This is a genomic window from Streptomyces sp. NPDC001843 (genome assembly GCF_042891955.1).
In the GTDB taxonomy this organism is placed as follows: Bacteria; Actinomycetota; Actinomycetes; order Streptomycetales; family Streptomycetaceae; genus Streptomyces.
On the sequence record NZ_JBIATQ010000007.1, the window covers coordinates 178214 to 191893 of the forward strand.

The following is a 13680-nucleotide window of genomic DNA, read 5'->3' on the forward strand; positions in this document are numbered from 1 at the left end:
GACTACCAGGCGTACGCTTCGGGAGCTTCGCCTCCGGGCCCCGGCCAGATCTCGTCGAGCGCACGGAGCGTCTCGGGCGACAGGGCCAGGTGCGGGGCTCGCAGCGACTCGGTCAGTTGCTCGGGGGTGCGCGGCCCGACGATGGTGGTGGCGACTGCCGGGTTGTGCAGGAGCCAGGCCAGTGCGACGTCCGCAGGGCGCTCCCCGAGGTCCGCGCACAGGGCTTCGTACTTCTCGAGCCGCGGCCGATACTGCTCGACGGTGGCCAGGAAGGCGGGAGACGAGCGCCGGCCGGTGTCGGCCTTGTGCAGGGCGCCGCCGAGCAGGCCGCCGCCCAGCGGGCTCCACGGGATCAGACCGAGGCCGTAGTGACGCAGGGCGGGAATCAGTTCGAGCTCGACGGTGCGGGCGTTGAGGTTGTACAGGCTCTGCTCGGACACGAGCCCCAGGAAGTGCCGCTTGCTCGCTTCCTGCTGGGCGGTGGCGACGTGCCAGCCGGCGAAGTTGCTGCTGCCGACGTAGGTGACCTTGCCCTCGCGGACGAGTTGCTCCATGGCCTGCCAGATCTCGTCCCACGGGGTCGAGCGGTCGATGTGGTGCATCTGGTACAGGTCGACGTGATCGGTCCGCAACCGTCGGAGGCTGGCCTCGGCGGCCCTGCGGATCTTGTAGGCCGACAGGTACTTGTCGTTCGGACCGGTGCCCATGGGCTGGTAGAGCTTGGTGGCCAGCACGATCCGGTCGCGTCGGCTGCCGTCCTGGGCCAGCCAGCGGCCGATGATCTCTTCGGAGAGACCGTAGCCCTGTGTCATGTCGGGTGACTGCGGTCCGCCGTACACGTCGGCGGTGTCGACGAAGTTGACGCCCTCCTCCACGGCCCGGTCGAGGATGGCGAAGCCGGTGGGCTCGTCGGTGACCCAGCCGAAGTTCATGGCTCCCAGGCCGAGCCTGCTGACCTTCAGGCCGGTCCGGCCGAGTTGGTTGTAGGTCATCGTCATGGGTGGTTCTTCCCATCCGGTAGGGGTTGTGGTCCGCTGTGCGACTGCTGGTTCAGGCATGCCAAGCTGTGCGTGTGCAACGTGACCCGAGCCTGGACGAACTGGGGGCCTTCCTGAAGGCACGCCGTGCACAGCTGGGGCCCCGCGACGTCGGCCTGCCCGGCACCGGTGAGCCGCGGCGCGTCCCCGGTCTGCGCCGGGAGGAGGTCGCTCAGCTGGCCGCGATCAGCACCGACTACTACACCCGCCTCGAACAGGGGCGCCTCCAGGCGTCCGCAGCCGTTCTCGACGCCCTGGCGACGGCGCTCCGTCTCGACATCATGCAGCGGGAATACCTGATGACCCTCGCGGGGAAGGCTTCCCTGCCTCCGGCCGACGGGAGAGCCCGGCAGCAGGTGCAGCCACAGCTGCGGTGCCTGCTGGACGACCTCGCCCTGACGGCGGGGTTCGTGATCGGACGCAACACCGACCTCCTGGCGTGGAACGCCATGGCGGCCGCCCTGGTGATGGATTTCGGCCGCGTCCCGGAGGAGGAGCGCAACTACGTGCGCCTGGTGTTCACCGAGCCCGCGATCCGCGAGCTGTACCGGGACTGGGAGCACATGGCCCGCCTCGCCCTGGCCCACCTGCGCATGGACAGCAGGCGCAACCCGCACGATCCCCGGCTCAGGGCGCTGGTGGATGAACTCTCCGCACGCGATCCGCGGTTCCGGCTCTGGTGGACCTCGCACGATGTCGCCGTGCGGGCCGGCGGCACCAGGCTGCTGCGGCACCCGGTGGCAGGCGACCTGACCCTGCAGCGGTCCACCTTCACGTGCGCCGAGGACCCCGAACAGCAGCTCGTCGTGTGGACCGCCGAGCCCGGCAGCCGGACCCACGCGGCGCTGCGCGACCTGGCCGCGGGGATCGAGGCGGTGCGGCGGGGCAGGGACGGTGCCGCCTGAGGTGATCCGGCCGGGACCGGTACGGACGTCGTGGGAGATCACCGTGACCTCCCCGGGAACAGGTGCTCGGCGTTGGCCGTGGTCAGGGAACGCCACGTGGCTCCTTCGACTGGTGATTCGGCCGCGTCGATCGCCGCGATGTGGGCGTCGGCCAGTGCGGGAGGTGTCCAGCAGTAGTCGCTGCCGAACAGCACGCGGTCCGGTTCGACGAGGTTCAGCAGCGCGGGGACCTGGCGGGGGAAGGCGGTGCCTGCCGTGTCGTAGTACAGGCCGCGAAGCGGACCCAGCCCGCCGGGGGCCGGGGGCTCCTGCGCCGGCAGGAACGACCGCATGAACTCGTCGATGCGGTCGGCGAGGACGGGCAGCGCGCCGCCGCAGTGCGGAACGATCACCCGCAGATTCGGGTGACGTGTCAGGACACCCGCCATCAGCAGATCCGTGACGGTGCGCGCCGTGTCGAAGATGTACTCGACCATCGGCCGCGGCCGGCCGAGCGCGGACCGTTCCCAGCCCGCCGGTGAGGTGGGATGCAGGAAGACCACGGCCCGCCTGCGGTCGAGCTCGGCGAAGACCGGTTCGAGGCGCTCATCGCCCAGGTACACGCCGTGCGTGTGGGTGAGCAGGGTCACGCCGTCGGCGCCCAGTGTGTCGAAGGCGAAGCCGATCTCTTCCAGCGCGCCGTCCACGTCCGGGAGGGGCAGCGACACGAAGTTGCCGAAGCGTTCCGGGTGTTCGCGGGTCAGTTCGGCGGTGTACTCGTTCACGCGCCGGGCGAGGAGGCGGGCCGCCTTGTCGTCGCCGAAGTGGACGCCGGGGGAGGACATGGACAGCATCGCGGTCGTGATGCCGTTTCGGTCCATGAGGTCGAGATGGGCTTCCACCGACCAGGACGGCCAGCTCCCCATCCCGTCGGGGTGGGCGTGTCCCGCCGCTGTCGCCTGCTCGACGTAGAAGTCGGGGAGGAGGTGGGCGTGGACGTCGACGAGGCCGGAGGGCATGACCGGGGTCCTCTCTCGTGGGTTTCGTGCCGGGGGCGGTGGCGCAAGCTCACTCCGCCTCCGTGGGTCCGGCCAGCCGGACCTCTTCGTAGTCCAGGGCGGCCTGGAGGCGGCGCAGCACGGTGTCGTCGATCCGTTGCTCGTCACGCAGCCGGACCACGGTCGCGCGCTTGTGGGCGATGAGGGCGAGCCGCAGGTCGGTGTAGTGGCGGTTGTGCAGCAGGGCGGGATCGCCGTCGGTACCCGATCCTCTGGCCCGGGCGGCGGCCAGTTGGGCCTCGTACTCCTGGCGCAGCCACTCCGCGACCTTCGGGGTGGTGCCCAGGTCGGCGGCGAGCCGCGGCAGCGCCTCGACGGCTTCCTCGGTCGCCGTCGTCTCGGCGAGGACCTGTTCCTCCTCGACGGACGTGTCGCGTGGCAGCCGGGCCCAGCGCACCACGCCCGGCAGCAGCAGTCCCTGGACCACGAGTGTCACGACGATGACGCCGGAGGTGACGAAGACGATGAACGGGCGGCCGGGGAACGGTGAACCGGAGTCCAGGGTCTCCGGCACCGACAGCGCCACGGCGAGCGACACCGCGCCCCGGAAACCCGCGAACGCGCTGACGGTGCGCGCCCTGTTGCTGATTCTGCGCAGCCGCTGCTCCGGGCGCCGGTCGATCGCGCGGATCAGGTAGGCGGAGGCGAAGAGGAACGCGAACCGTACGGCCACCAGGACGACGCTGACCACGCCGACCGCGAGCAGGGCGTCCTTGAGGTCGATTCGACTCATCTGGCCCAGCGCGTACTGGAGTTCCACACCGACCAGCACGAACAGCGCGCCGTTGATGATGAACGTCGCCAGCGGCCAGAAGGCCAGCGCCTGGCGGCGGTGCTCGGCCCTGATGAGGGTCGGCGCGACCTGTGCCATGATCAGCCCGCTGACGACGACCGCGAGGACACCGGAGGCGTGGATCAGCTCGGCGAGCAGGTAGGCCGTGAACGGCGCAAGGATCATGACGAGGTTGCCCGGCAGCGGGTCCTGAAGGCGGCGCCGCAGGTTCATGTTGACCCAGGCGACCGTCACGCCGACCGCGGCTCCGCCGCCGTACGCCAGGAGGAACAGCGCTCCGACGTGGGGGAGGGTGAGGTGTTCCCCGCCGACGGTCAGACCGACCGCCAGGCCGTAGACGACCAGGGCGGTGCCGTCGTTGACGAGGCTCTCCGCGCGCAGCACCGTGACCTGGCGGCGCGGCAGGGACCCGGCCAGTGCTCCCACCGCCGTGGCGTCGGTGGGAGCCACGGCCGCGCCCAGCACCCACGCCGGTCCCCACGGCAGCCCGAGCGCGTGACCCGCTGCCGCCACGGCCCAGGCGGTGAGAATCACCAGGACCGTGCTGAGCAGGACGATGCCGCGCAGGTTCGAGCGGATCTCCCTGCTGGAGGTGGTCAGGCTCTCCCAGTACAGCAGCACGGGAAGGAAGAGCAACAGCACGACTTCAGGCGGCAGTTGGGTCTGGCGGACGGCTGGTACGAGGCCGAGGAGCGCGCCCACGGCCAGCAGCACGACGGGCGGTGCGATGCCGAGGCGCTGCCCGAGGACGTTGCCCGCCAGCACGGCCACGCCGAGGAGTACGACGAGTTCGAGACCGAGCATGGGGACTTATCTCGGGACCAGGCGGAAGGTGGTGGCGCGGGAGGCGACCATGGGGTCGACGTACGCGCCGCCGTAACGGCCGTACTTGGCGCGGTACGCGGCGTCGACGCGGTCGTTGGTCCCGTCGTCCGGTACGTCGACGAAGGCGACGTCCTTGTCCACGCCACCGGAGCGGATGTGCCCCTCGTGGGTCGCGCGTGCCGTACGCCACCAGGCGCCGTCGGTGCCGCGGAAGGACCGGACGTACAGGTCGTCGCCGTCGCGGACGACCCAGATCGGCACCGGGCGGCGCAGGGTGCCGTCACGCCGGAGCGGCGCCATCTCCAACTCCTCCGCGGCGCCGATGCGGGCGAGCTCGTCACTCGTCCACGTCGTCATCGGTGGCTCTCCCTTCTCCAGTCCGGGTGGGTGTGCGCCGGGCTCGGGGTCACGGACGCAGCAGGGCCTTGATGGCGCGGCGCTCGTCCATGGCCTTGTATCCCTCGGCGACCTCGTCCAGGGACAGGGTGAGGTCGAAGACCCTGCCCGGGTTGATACGGCCGCTGAGGACGCGGTCGATCAGGTCGGGCAGGAAGGCGCGCACGGGGGCGGGGCCGCCGCGCAGGCCGACGTGGGAGAAGAACAGTTCCTGTCCGTCGATGGCCACATCGTGGGGGAGGCCGACGAAGCCGACGTTTCCGCCCGGGCGGGTGGCCAGCAGGGCCTGGTGCATGGACTGCTGGGTGCCGACGCATTCGAGGACCGAGTCGGCGCCGATGCCGTCCGTCAGCTCCTTGACGCGCGCCACGCCCTCCTCGCCGCGCTCGCTGACGACGTCGGTGGCGCCGAACTCCAGGGCCAGCTTCTGTCGGGACTCGTGCCGGCTCATGGCGATGATCCGCTCGGCGCCGAGTTCCTTGGCGGCGATGACACCGGACAGGCCCACCGCGCCGTCCCCGACGACCACGGCCGTCGAACCGGGCTCGACCTCGGCCGCCCTGGCCGCGTACCAGCCGGTGCCCATGACGTCGGACAGGGTCAGCAGGCTCGGGATCAGCTCCTCGGCCGGCTGCTCCGGCGTGGCGACGAGGGTGCCGTCGGCGAGGGGTATGCGTATGTACTCGGCCTGGCAGCCGTTGGGGAAGTCCCGGTGCATGCAGGAGGTGTGGTAGCCGGCCCGGCAGATCGGACAGGTGTTGTCGGAGGCGATGAAGGAGCCGATGACGAACTGGCCGGGCCTGACGGTCGACACGGCACTGCCGACCTCCTCCACTACGCCGACGTACTCGTGGCCGATGGGGTGCGGCTCGGTGACCGGGTTGATGCCCCGGTAGTCCCACAGGTCGGAGCCGCACACGCAGGTGGCGACGGTCCGGATGATCGCGTCCGTCGGTGCCGTGATCGTCGGCTCGGGAGCGGTCTCCACCCGGATGTCACCTGGTGCGTGGATGATGGTTGCTCGCATGATGGTGCCTCAGGTCTTTCCGGTCTGTCGGGCGTCGGGTACGGGTACGGGTGCTGACGCGCGGGCCGTCGTACTGGCTCGACCGGGCTGTTACGCCTCGTCCACGATCGCCTTCAGCTGGGTCATCGCCGACATGGCGTTGGGCCATCCGGTGTAGAAGGCCAGATGGGTGATGGCCTCGACCAGCTCGTCCTTGGTCACACCGTTCTCCAGCGCCTTGCCGAGGTGGAAGCCGAGCTGGTCGGTGCGGTAGAGCGCGGCAAGAGCAGTGACGGTGACCAGGCTGCGGTCGCGTGGGGACAGACCCGGCCGCTCCCAGATGTCGCCGAACAGCACCGTGTCGGTCACCTCGGCGAGCTTCGGTGCGAACTCCTGGATCGCCGGCGGCGCGAACTTCTTCCGTTCGGTCATGGGGGTGGTGCTCCTCGCGTGTCTTCGATGCGTGTGCTCGGTGGATTTCGAACTGCCCGCACCGGTGCCGAACGCTGGTTGCGGGGCTCGAATGCGGCTCGCCGAAATGGCCTGCGTGAAATCCGGTGGCAGTCGGAACGCGATCCCGAACCGGTCGCGTCATCGACGCTGCCACCTTCACGAAGGCTCGCAAAGGGGAGAGTTCCAGCCTGGACAAGGCTTATCCAGGGAGAAATCCTTCCCCCCTTCACCAGCGGCAGCCGGTGCGACACTGGCTGCCATGACCAGCGACGCGCACGTGAACGAGCTGGGACAGTTCCTCAAGGCGCGCCGGGGCGCATTGCGCCCGCGAACCGTCGGCCTGCCCGACGGCGGTGCCCGGCGGCGGGTGAGCGGCCTGCGGCGGGAAGAGGTCGCCCTGCTCGCCGGCATCAGCACCGACTACTACACGCGGCTGGAACAGGGCCGCGTCCAGCCGTCCGCGCCGGTCCTGGCGACTCTGGCACGAGCCCTGCATCTGAACGACGACGAACGCGACCACCTGTTCCAACTGGCCGGGCGCCGGACGGTACGGTCCCGCCGCGAGGCCGTACAGCAGGTGCAGCCGCACTTGCGTCGCCTGCTCGACGACCTCACCGTGACTCCCGGCGTGGTGATCGGACGCCGCATGGACGTCCTGGCGTGGAATCCGCCGGCCGCCGCCCTGCTCACCGATTTCGCGAAGGTTCCGAGGAACAAGCGGAACTACGTGCGCATCCTCTTCACCGACCCGCGCTTGCGAACGCTCCACGCGGACTGGCGGACGGACGCCCGCGACGCGGTGGCTCAGCTGCGCACGCTGGCGGACAGGCACCCGGACGATCCGCGCATGTCCGGGCTGGTCGGTGAACTCTCCGTGCTGGACGAGGACTTCGGGCAGTGGTGGGCCGGCCGTCACAAGCCCCCGCGCGGCACGGGCACCAAGCGGTTCCGCCACCCTGACGCCGGTGACCTCGTCCTCGACCGGGACACGCTGACCTGTGGTACCGACCCTGATCAGGCGCTCGTCGTCTGGACGGCGGAACCCGGCAGCGCCTCCCACGACGGCCTGCGCCGCCTGGCCTCGCCTGCCGCCGGTCCGGCCTGACGGAAAAGCGAAATCCATTGCCGGTATCCGGGGAGAAAACTCTCCCCCTCTCTTTTCCGTAATCCCCTGCCAGGCTAGCTGCTATGTACAGCAAAGCACCTTCGTCCGAACTGGGGGATTTCCTGAAGGGGTGCCGCGCACGCGTCAGCCCGCGCACCGTGGGTCTGCCCGAGTCCGGAGCATCCCGGCGGGTGGCCGGTCTGCGGCGTGCGGAGGTCGCCCAGCTCGCGGGGATCAGCACCGACTGCTACACCCGTCTGGAGCAGGGACGTGCCACCGTGTCCGGCTCGGTACTCGCCACGCTCGTCCGCGTCCTGCGCCTCGACGACGACGAGCGCGACCGCCTGTTCGAGCTCGCCGCGCGGGACGAGTGCGCTCCGAGCCGCCGGCCGGCGCGGAAGGTCCACCCGCAGCTGAGGCGTCTCCTCGACGAGCTGAGCACGACCCCCGCGCTCGTCCTGGGCCGACGCATGGACATCCTGGCCTGGAACGCTCTGGCCGCCGCTTTGCTCACCGACTTCGACCGCATCCCGGCGAAGAAGCGCAACTATGTGCGGTTGCTCTTCACCGACCCGCGGTTCAAGGAGATGTATCCCGACTGGCAGACGATCGCCCGGAGTTGTGTCGCGCACCTCCACGTGGAGGCTGCCACGTGCCCCGGCGACCCGGAACTGGCCGCTCTCGTCGGCGAGTTGTCGGTGGCGGACGTCGACTTCCGGCAGTGGTGGGCCGGCCGCCAGCCGGCGGGCCTGCGGGTCGGCAGCAAGCGGCTGCGGCACCCCGTGGCCGGTGACCTCACGCTCGACTGGGACACCCTGACCTCACCGGCCGATCCTTCCCAGCACTTGCTGATCTGGACCGCCGAGCCCGGTACCCGGTCGTACGACGGACTGCGGTTCCTCGCGTCGTGGGTGTGACGCGGGGTCCGGGGCGGTGCGGGCGGAGCCGGACGGTCCGATGCGGGACGCCGTGGGTCAGGCGCTGGTGTCGGACGCCGTCCGCCTGCGGTCGGCGTCCCACGACGCCAGGAGACGCAATGCGTCGTGGGAGGGGGAACCAGGGGCGGCCGTCCACACGATGATGCTCTGCTCGGGGTCCGTGGCACAGGTGAGGGCGTCCCAGTCGAGCGTCAGCTCACCCACCACCGGGTGGCGCAGCTTCTTGGTGCCCTTGCCGCGCATCGCCACGTCGTATTCGGTCCACCACTGCCGGAACTGCTCGTCGCGTGCGGAGAGCTCGTCGACGAGGGCGGCCAGGCGTGGATCACCGGGGTAGCGGGCGCTCTCCATGCGCAGCTGGGCGATGGCCAGGCGGGTGACCTCCTCCCAGTCCGCGTAGAGCTCACGCATCCAGGGCTCGGTGAACAGGAGCCGGACGAACACCCGCTCCCGCTCCGGGTAGCGTCCGAAGTCGGTCCACAGGGCGGCGGCGAGCCGGTTCCAGGCCAGGATGTCGGTGCGCCGGCCTATGACGAAGGCCGCAGTGGCGGTGAGGTCGTCCAGCATGCGCTGCAGCTGGGTGTCCACCCGCTGGCGGTCGGCGGGCGTGGCCGGCCGTACGTTGTCCTTCGCCGCGAGCTCGAAGAGGTAGGTGCGCTGGTCGTCGGTCAGCCGGAGCACCTGGGCGATCTCGTTCAGGAGCGGAGCCGACGCCTGCAGTCGGCCCTGCTCGATACGGGCGTAGTACTCGGTGCTGATCGCCGCGAGAAGGGCGACTTCCTCGCGGCGCAGTCCGCGGACCCGCCGGCGTTGTCCGCCGCGCAGCCCCACGTCGGAAGGGCTGAGTTCGGCACGGCGGGCTTTGAGGAACTCGCCCAGCTCGTTCAGATGCGGGTTCCGGTTCACGATCTCCAGCCTCGCACGGAAGCCCGGCACTGTGAGGGGGAAGGATTCTTCCTACGTTGGAGCGGCATGGCCCCCGCGAGAATCAGGCAGATCAGCTCAGTGCCTTGAGTACCTCCTGGGCCAGCGGGACCGCCGAGCCCGGATTCTGGCCGGTGAACAGGGTGCGGTCGACCTCGACGTGCGGGGTGAACGGGTCGGCTTCGCGGTAGTCGGCTTCGAGGTCGCTTACGAGCCGGTCCTGCAGCAGCCACTTCGCGCGGTCCGCGAGACCGTTCTGCTTCTCCTCGGCGTTGGACAGGCCGGTCAGGCGGTAGCCGGTGAACGGGGAGGTCCCGTCGGGGCCGACGGTGGCGAGCAGTGCCGCGGGGCCGTGGCAGACGAGGGACACCGGCTTGCCGGAGGCGAGCCACTCGGTGAGCAGCCTGCCGGACTCGGCGTTGTCGGGCAGGTCCTCCATCGGGCCCCAGCCGCCCGGGTAGAAGACGGCCGCGTAGTCGTCGATGCGCACGTCCTCGATGCGCAGCGGACGCGCCAGCTCGGTCGCCTCGCGCAGCGCGGTCCGCATACGCTCCGCGCCTTCCTCACCGCCGTTGAAGTCGGGGCTGAGGCTGAGGGCGTCCGCCGTGGGCGGCACCCCGCCGGGGGTCGCCGCCGCGATCTCGTACCCGGCCGCCTTGAAGACGGCGTACGGGCCGAGGGCTTCTTCGGCCCAGAAACCGGCCGGCTGGCGGGTTCCGTCGGCCAGCGTCCAGTGGTCGGACGCCGTGATCACGAAGAGTATCTTCGCCATGGGTGGTCTCCCGGTGGTGGTCTCAGCCCTTCAGGGCCTCGTGGATGAGGTGGCTGTCCGCTGCCTGTCGCAGCTGTACGGCCTTGTCGTCGCGGACGGTCCACAGGTGGATGAACCGGGCGTCGACCTCGTTCCCGGTCCTGGCCCTGCCGTGGTAGTGCCCGTACACGAAGACGTGGCCGGAGTCGTCCGCGAAGTACTCCTCGGGGACCGCGCCGAAGGACTCGAAGTTCGGCGCGAGCCTGCCGAAGAAGTCCCTCCCCGCGCTGCTCCAGCCGTGGTACACGCCGCCGTACGGAAATCCCGGGGTGATGTCCCAGACGAGATCCTCGGCCATGACCTCCGCGGTGACCTCCGGGGCCATGCCGGACTCGTACAGGCGCTTGATCAGGGTGATGTTCGGGGATTCGGGCATGGTGAATCCTTGCGGTGGATGAATGGGATGGAATGCGGGCCGGGCGAGAGAAAGAGCCTGGTCAAGTGGTCTTTGCTCGGTGCGTTATCCAGCATTGCATCCGGACAGCCCAGTGTGAGGGGGAAGAAAGTTTCCCGGGCATGCCCTGATCCAGGTCATCGGAAGCGGCCCTTCATGCCGGTGGCATGAAGCACCGCGTCGGAGTATCGAAGGGGGGCGGTAGCACGTATATACGGGGCCGCGAGCGGAGTCAGCTTTCCGGTGCGTTCCACAGGTCCCGGAGCTCCTCCCATTGGGGACCTGGGCGGTGCAGGGCCGTGGGCGGATCGGGGTCCGGGTTGCGCAGCCCGGCGAGCACCAGGTCGAGGTAGCGCAGGTGCAGCGCGGTGGCACGCTCGCCGGTGACGGGGATCCGGGGGGTGAGGTGCTCGAGCAGCATCGGGATGTCGGCGGACGTGAAGTCGGCGCGCAGCACGCCCGCCCGGTGGGCGCCGTCCACCAGGTCGTCGAGGGCGGCGCGCAGCCGCTCGGCGGCGGCCAGCACCTCGTCCGTGGCCGGCAGCCGGCCGCCGACCAGGGGCAGGAGCGGACCGCCGCTCCCTTGGTCGGTCAACGCGTCGCGGAAGAAGCGGACGAGGGCGGCCCATGGGTCGAGCTCCTCGGCGAGCGCCGTGCGCGCCTGCGTGACGAGTTGCTCCATCCCCGCGATGCGCATGTGCTGGGCCAGCAGCTCCTTGCTGGGGTAGCGGCGGTAGAGACTGCCCATGCCGATGCCTGCGCGACGGGCGATCTCGGAGACGGGGGCGTCCCAGCCGCGCTCGGCGAAGACCTCGCGGGCGGCTTGGAAGAGGCGTGCGTCGTTGCGGTCCGCCTCCCGCTGCCGGCCCCGGGGTCTGCCTGCGTACGTGTCACCCATGGCACGGCATTCTCCCTCAGCGGCGTCCCACGCCGTGACCGCCGTCGACGGTGACGACAGCCCCGGTGACGAACCCGGCGTCCTCGCCGGCGAGCATGGCGATCGCCCGGGCCACGTCCTCCGGTTCCGCGACCCGCCCGAGCGGGGTGTGCTCGGCCAGGCGCTGCTGGAACTCGGCCGGCTGCCGGGCGCTGGCTTCGGTGCGCACGAAGCCGGGCGCGACGACGTTGACGTTCACGCCGAGAGGTCCGGCCTCGTGGGCGACGAAGCGGGCGAAGGTGTTGAGCGCGGCCTTGGCGGTGCCGTGCGCGACCATGCCCACGGTGGGCGGGCCGTCGGCCACGGCGCTGGAGACGTACACGATCCGGCCCCCGCCCTGGGCGTCCATGAGGGCCAGCGCCCGCTGGGTGAGGGCGTAGACGGACGCGAGCTCGTTCGTCACCTTGGCGTGGAAGTCGTCCCAGGACAGACCCGGGAGCGGGGTCGGGGTGAAGCGGGCACCGGCGTTGCAGACGAGGACGTCCAGCCGGCCGTCGAGCAAGGAGCGCTCCAGCAGTTCGGCCGCCTGCCGGGGGTCATGCACATCGGCCTGCACGGCGACGGCTTCGCCGCCGTCGGCCTCGATCTCCTTGACCACCTGGTCGGCGGCCTCGCGGTTCGAGAAGTAGTTGACGGCCACGCGGTACCCGCGGGCCGCCAGCTCACGCGAGGTGGCCGCGCCGATACCCCGGCTGCCACCGGTGACCAGGGCGGTCGGCTTGCTCGTCGTCTTCATGGGTCCTCCGAGTCGGCCGGATGATATGTTCTACATCCAACCTATCGGAGCGGAGCGCTCCGCTCAAAACAGAGGACCACGTCGCAGACGGTGGGAGATCGGTCGGCTCGGTCGACGTGCAGGCGTGTGCGGCACCCTGTCGTGTCCGATCCGGCGGGTCGGCTGCGACACCCGGCAGGAGCTTGCCCGGATCGTGCACCACCCGGACCGAAGCGCGAGGTTCAGAGGACGGAGAAGAAATCCACCATCTTGGTGATCGCCTGGTCCACGTATTCGGGCACGTCGTACATGGCGATGTGTGTCGCGCCTTCGACGACGAACAGCTCTTTCGGGCCCCGGGAGAGCTCGTAGGCCTGGTCGCTGAAGATCTTGGTGTCCGCCTTGCTTCCCGCGATGAGGAGCATGGGCTGGGTCAGCAGTTCGGGAATCTGGTCGAACGCCGAGAAGGCGTACATCCTGTCCAGGCTGGTCAGCAGGAAACGCCCCTTCGAGCGGGGGTGCTGACCGCGAGGGGTCCGGTAGTAGTCGTATCCCTCGCGCAGGAGGTCCGGCGTGTTCTCGTCGATCTCCTCCGCCGTTTCGGGGACGAACGGGGCGTACAGCGGCGCCGCCCCGCCCGCTTCCGCCGTGCGCTGCTGAGCGACCGTCTCCAGCGTCTTGATCTGCTCGGTCACCGGGGACGGGTTGCCCAGGAAGGCCCGGGAGCCCTCACCCATGGGGGCGGCGCTGACGGTGGCCACGGCCTTGAAGCGACGTTCGGTCTGGGCCACGCTGATCGCGTAGCCGCCCCCGGCGCAGATGCCGAAGACGCCCATCCGCCCGGTGTCGACGAACGGAAGGGTGGTGAGGAAGTCGGCCGCGCAGCGGGCGTCCTCCACCCTGGTCGTCGGGTCCTCCAGCAGGCGGGGTTCACCGCCGCTTTCCCCCTGGTAGGAGGAGTCGTAGACGACGGTGACGAATCCGTGGGCGGCCAGCCGCTTCGCGTAGAGACCGATGGTCTGTTCCTTCACCCCTCCCGCGGGATGGATTCCGACGAGTGCCGGATATTTCTTGCCCTCGCTGAAATCGTCCGGCAGGTGAAGATGTCCCGCGATTTCGACTGCCTTGTTCCTGAAAGAAACAGCCTCGACCATGGCTCCTGCTCTCTTTTTCCTGAACCGTCGACGGACGGGCCGAAAACCATGCTCCGCGCAGGCTTGACCGATGTCCATGTGAGGTGAGGGGGAAGAAACCCTCCCCTGGATACGGCATTACCGGGCAGAGCGATCTGCTCCGGTGCACGGGTGGGAGGCTGTGCCGAGAGGGGTCATGACAGGGACCCCCACTGATCGCCTCGCCTTCCTGCGCCGGGGTTCATGGCAGCGGGCGGGGCTGCCGGTGTGC

Annotated in this window: 15 protein-coding genes; 3 read left to right on the top strand and 12 right to left on the bottom strand. The window is 70.0% G+C overall.

The features are described from left to right. Positions 1–2: 2 nt before the first annotated feature. Positions 3–992: an aldo/keto reductase gene (locus ACFYZQ_RS19490; protein WP_389149460.1), complete on the bottom strand. Its 990-nt coding sequence runs from the start codon at positions 990–992 to the stop codon at positions 3–5. An 80-nt stretch (positions 993–1072) separates the two neighbouring features. Between ACFYZQ_RS19490 and ACFYZQ_RS19495 the strand changes: the two genes are divergently transcribed. Next, positions 1073–1942: a helix-turn-helix domain-containing protein gene (locus ACFYZQ_RS19495; protein WP_389148882.1), complete on the top strand. Its 870-nt coding sequence runs from the start codon at positions 1073–1075 to the stop codon at positions 1940–1942. 38 nt (positions 1943–1980) lie between these two features. Here ACFYZQ_RS19495 and ACFYZQ_RS19500 read toward each other — a convergent pair whose 3' ends face one another. From ACFYZQ_RS19500 to ACFYZQ_RS19520, 5 genes are all read right to left on the bottom strand, one after another. After that, positions 1981–2940, bottom strand: coding sequence for an amidohydrolase family protein (locus ACFYZQ_RS19500; protein WP_389148885.1), 960 nt, complete (start codon positions 2938–2940; stop codon positions 1981–1983). Between the two features lie 49 nt (positions 2941–2989). Then, the gene (locus tag ACFYZQ_RS19505) at positions 2990–4576 is read right to left on the bottom strand and encodes a Na+/H+ antiporter (RefSeq protein WP_389148888.1); all 1587 of its coding nucleotides are present in this window, start codon (positions 4574–4576) and stop codon (positions 2990–2992) included. Between the two features lie 6 nt (positions 4577–4582). After that, positions 4583–4954: a DUF2255 family protein gene (locus ACFYZQ_RS19510; RefSeq protein WP_389148891.1), complete on the bottom strand. Its 372-nt coding sequence runs from the start codon at positions 4952–4954 to the stop codon at positions 4583–4585. A 49-nt stretch (positions 4955–5003) separates the two neighbouring features. Then, positions 5004–6020, bottom strand: a complete 1017-nt coding sequence (locus ACFYZQ_RS19515) for a zinc-dependent alcohol dehydrogenase family protein (protein WP_389148894.1) — start codon at positions 6018–6020, stop codon at positions 5004–5006. 90 nt (positions 6021–6110) lie between these two features. Further along, on the bottom strand, positions 6111–6431 hold the full coding sequence (locus tag ACFYZQ_RS19520) for a carboxymuconolactone decarboxylase family protein (protein ID WP_389148897.1): 321 nt from the start codon (positions 6429–6431) through the stop codon (positions 6111–6113). A gap of 280 nt (positions 6432–6711) precedes the next feature. Between ACFYZQ_RS19520 and ACFYZQ_RS19525 the strand changes: the two genes are divergently transcribed. Continuing rightward, entirely contained in the window at positions 6712–7557 is an 846-nt protein-coding gene (locus tag ACFYZQ_RS19525) for a helix-turn-helix domain-containing protein (RefSeq protein ID WP_389148900.1), read from the top strand. Between the two features lie 83 nt (positions 7558–7640). Further along, complete coding sequence (locus ACFYZQ_RS19530; RefSeq protein ID WP_389148903.1) at positions 7641–8474, top strand: helix-turn-helix transcriptional regulator; 834 nt, start codon at positions 7641–7643, stop codon at positions 8472–8474. A gap of 57 nt (positions 8475–8531) precedes the next feature. Here the strand turns inward: ACFYZQ_RS19530 and ACFYZQ_RS19535 are convergent, their stop codons facing one another. The 6 genes from ACFYZQ_RS19535 to ACFYZQ_RS19560 form a co-directional block, all read right to left on the bottom strand. Then, the gene (locus tag ACFYZQ_RS19535; RefSeq protein ID WP_389148906.1) at positions 8532–9401 is read right to left on the bottom strand and encodes a helix-turn-helix domain-containing protein; all 870 of its coding nucleotides are present in this window, start codon (positions 9399–9401) and stop codon (positions 8532–8534) included. Between the two features lie 91 nt (positions 9402–9492). Continuing rightward, positions 9493–10191, bottom strand: coding sequence for a type 1 glutamine amidotransferase domain-containing protein (locus ACFYZQ_RS19540; RefSeq protein ID WP_389148909.1), 699 nt, complete (start codon positions 10189–10191; stop codon positions 9493–9495). A gap of 22 nt (positions 10192–10213) precedes the next feature. After that, the gene (locus tag ACFYZQ_RS19545) at positions 10214–10606 is read right to left on the bottom strand and encodes a nuclear transport factor 2 family protein (RefSeq protein ID WP_389148912.1); all 393 of its coding nucleotides are present in this window, start codon (positions 10604–10606) and stop codon (positions 10214–10216) included. A gap of 250 nt (positions 10607–10856) precedes the next feature. Further along, complete coding sequence (locus ACFYZQ_RS19550) at positions 10857–11522, bottom strand: TetR/AcrR family transcriptional regulator (protein WP_389148915.1); 666 nt, start codon at positions 11520–11522, stop codon at positions 10857–10859. Positions 11523–11538: 16 nt separating this feature from the next. Beyond that, positions 11539–12297 carry an SDR family NAD(P)-dependent oxidoreductase gene (locus tag ACFYZQ_RS19555; protein WP_389148918.1) on the bottom strand — a complete coding sequence of 253 codons (759 nt, stop codon included), beginning with the start codon at positions 12295–12297 and terminating at the stop codon, positions 11539–11541. Positions 12298–12518: 221 nt separating this feature from the next. After that, positions 12519–13430 carry an alpha/beta hydrolase gene (locus ACFYZQ_RS19560; protein WP_389148921.1) on the bottom strand — a complete coding sequence of 304 codons (912 nt, stop codon included), beginning with the start codon at positions 13428–13430 and terminating at the stop codon, positions 12519–12521. Between the last annotated feature and the right edge of the window lie 250 nt (positions 13431–13680).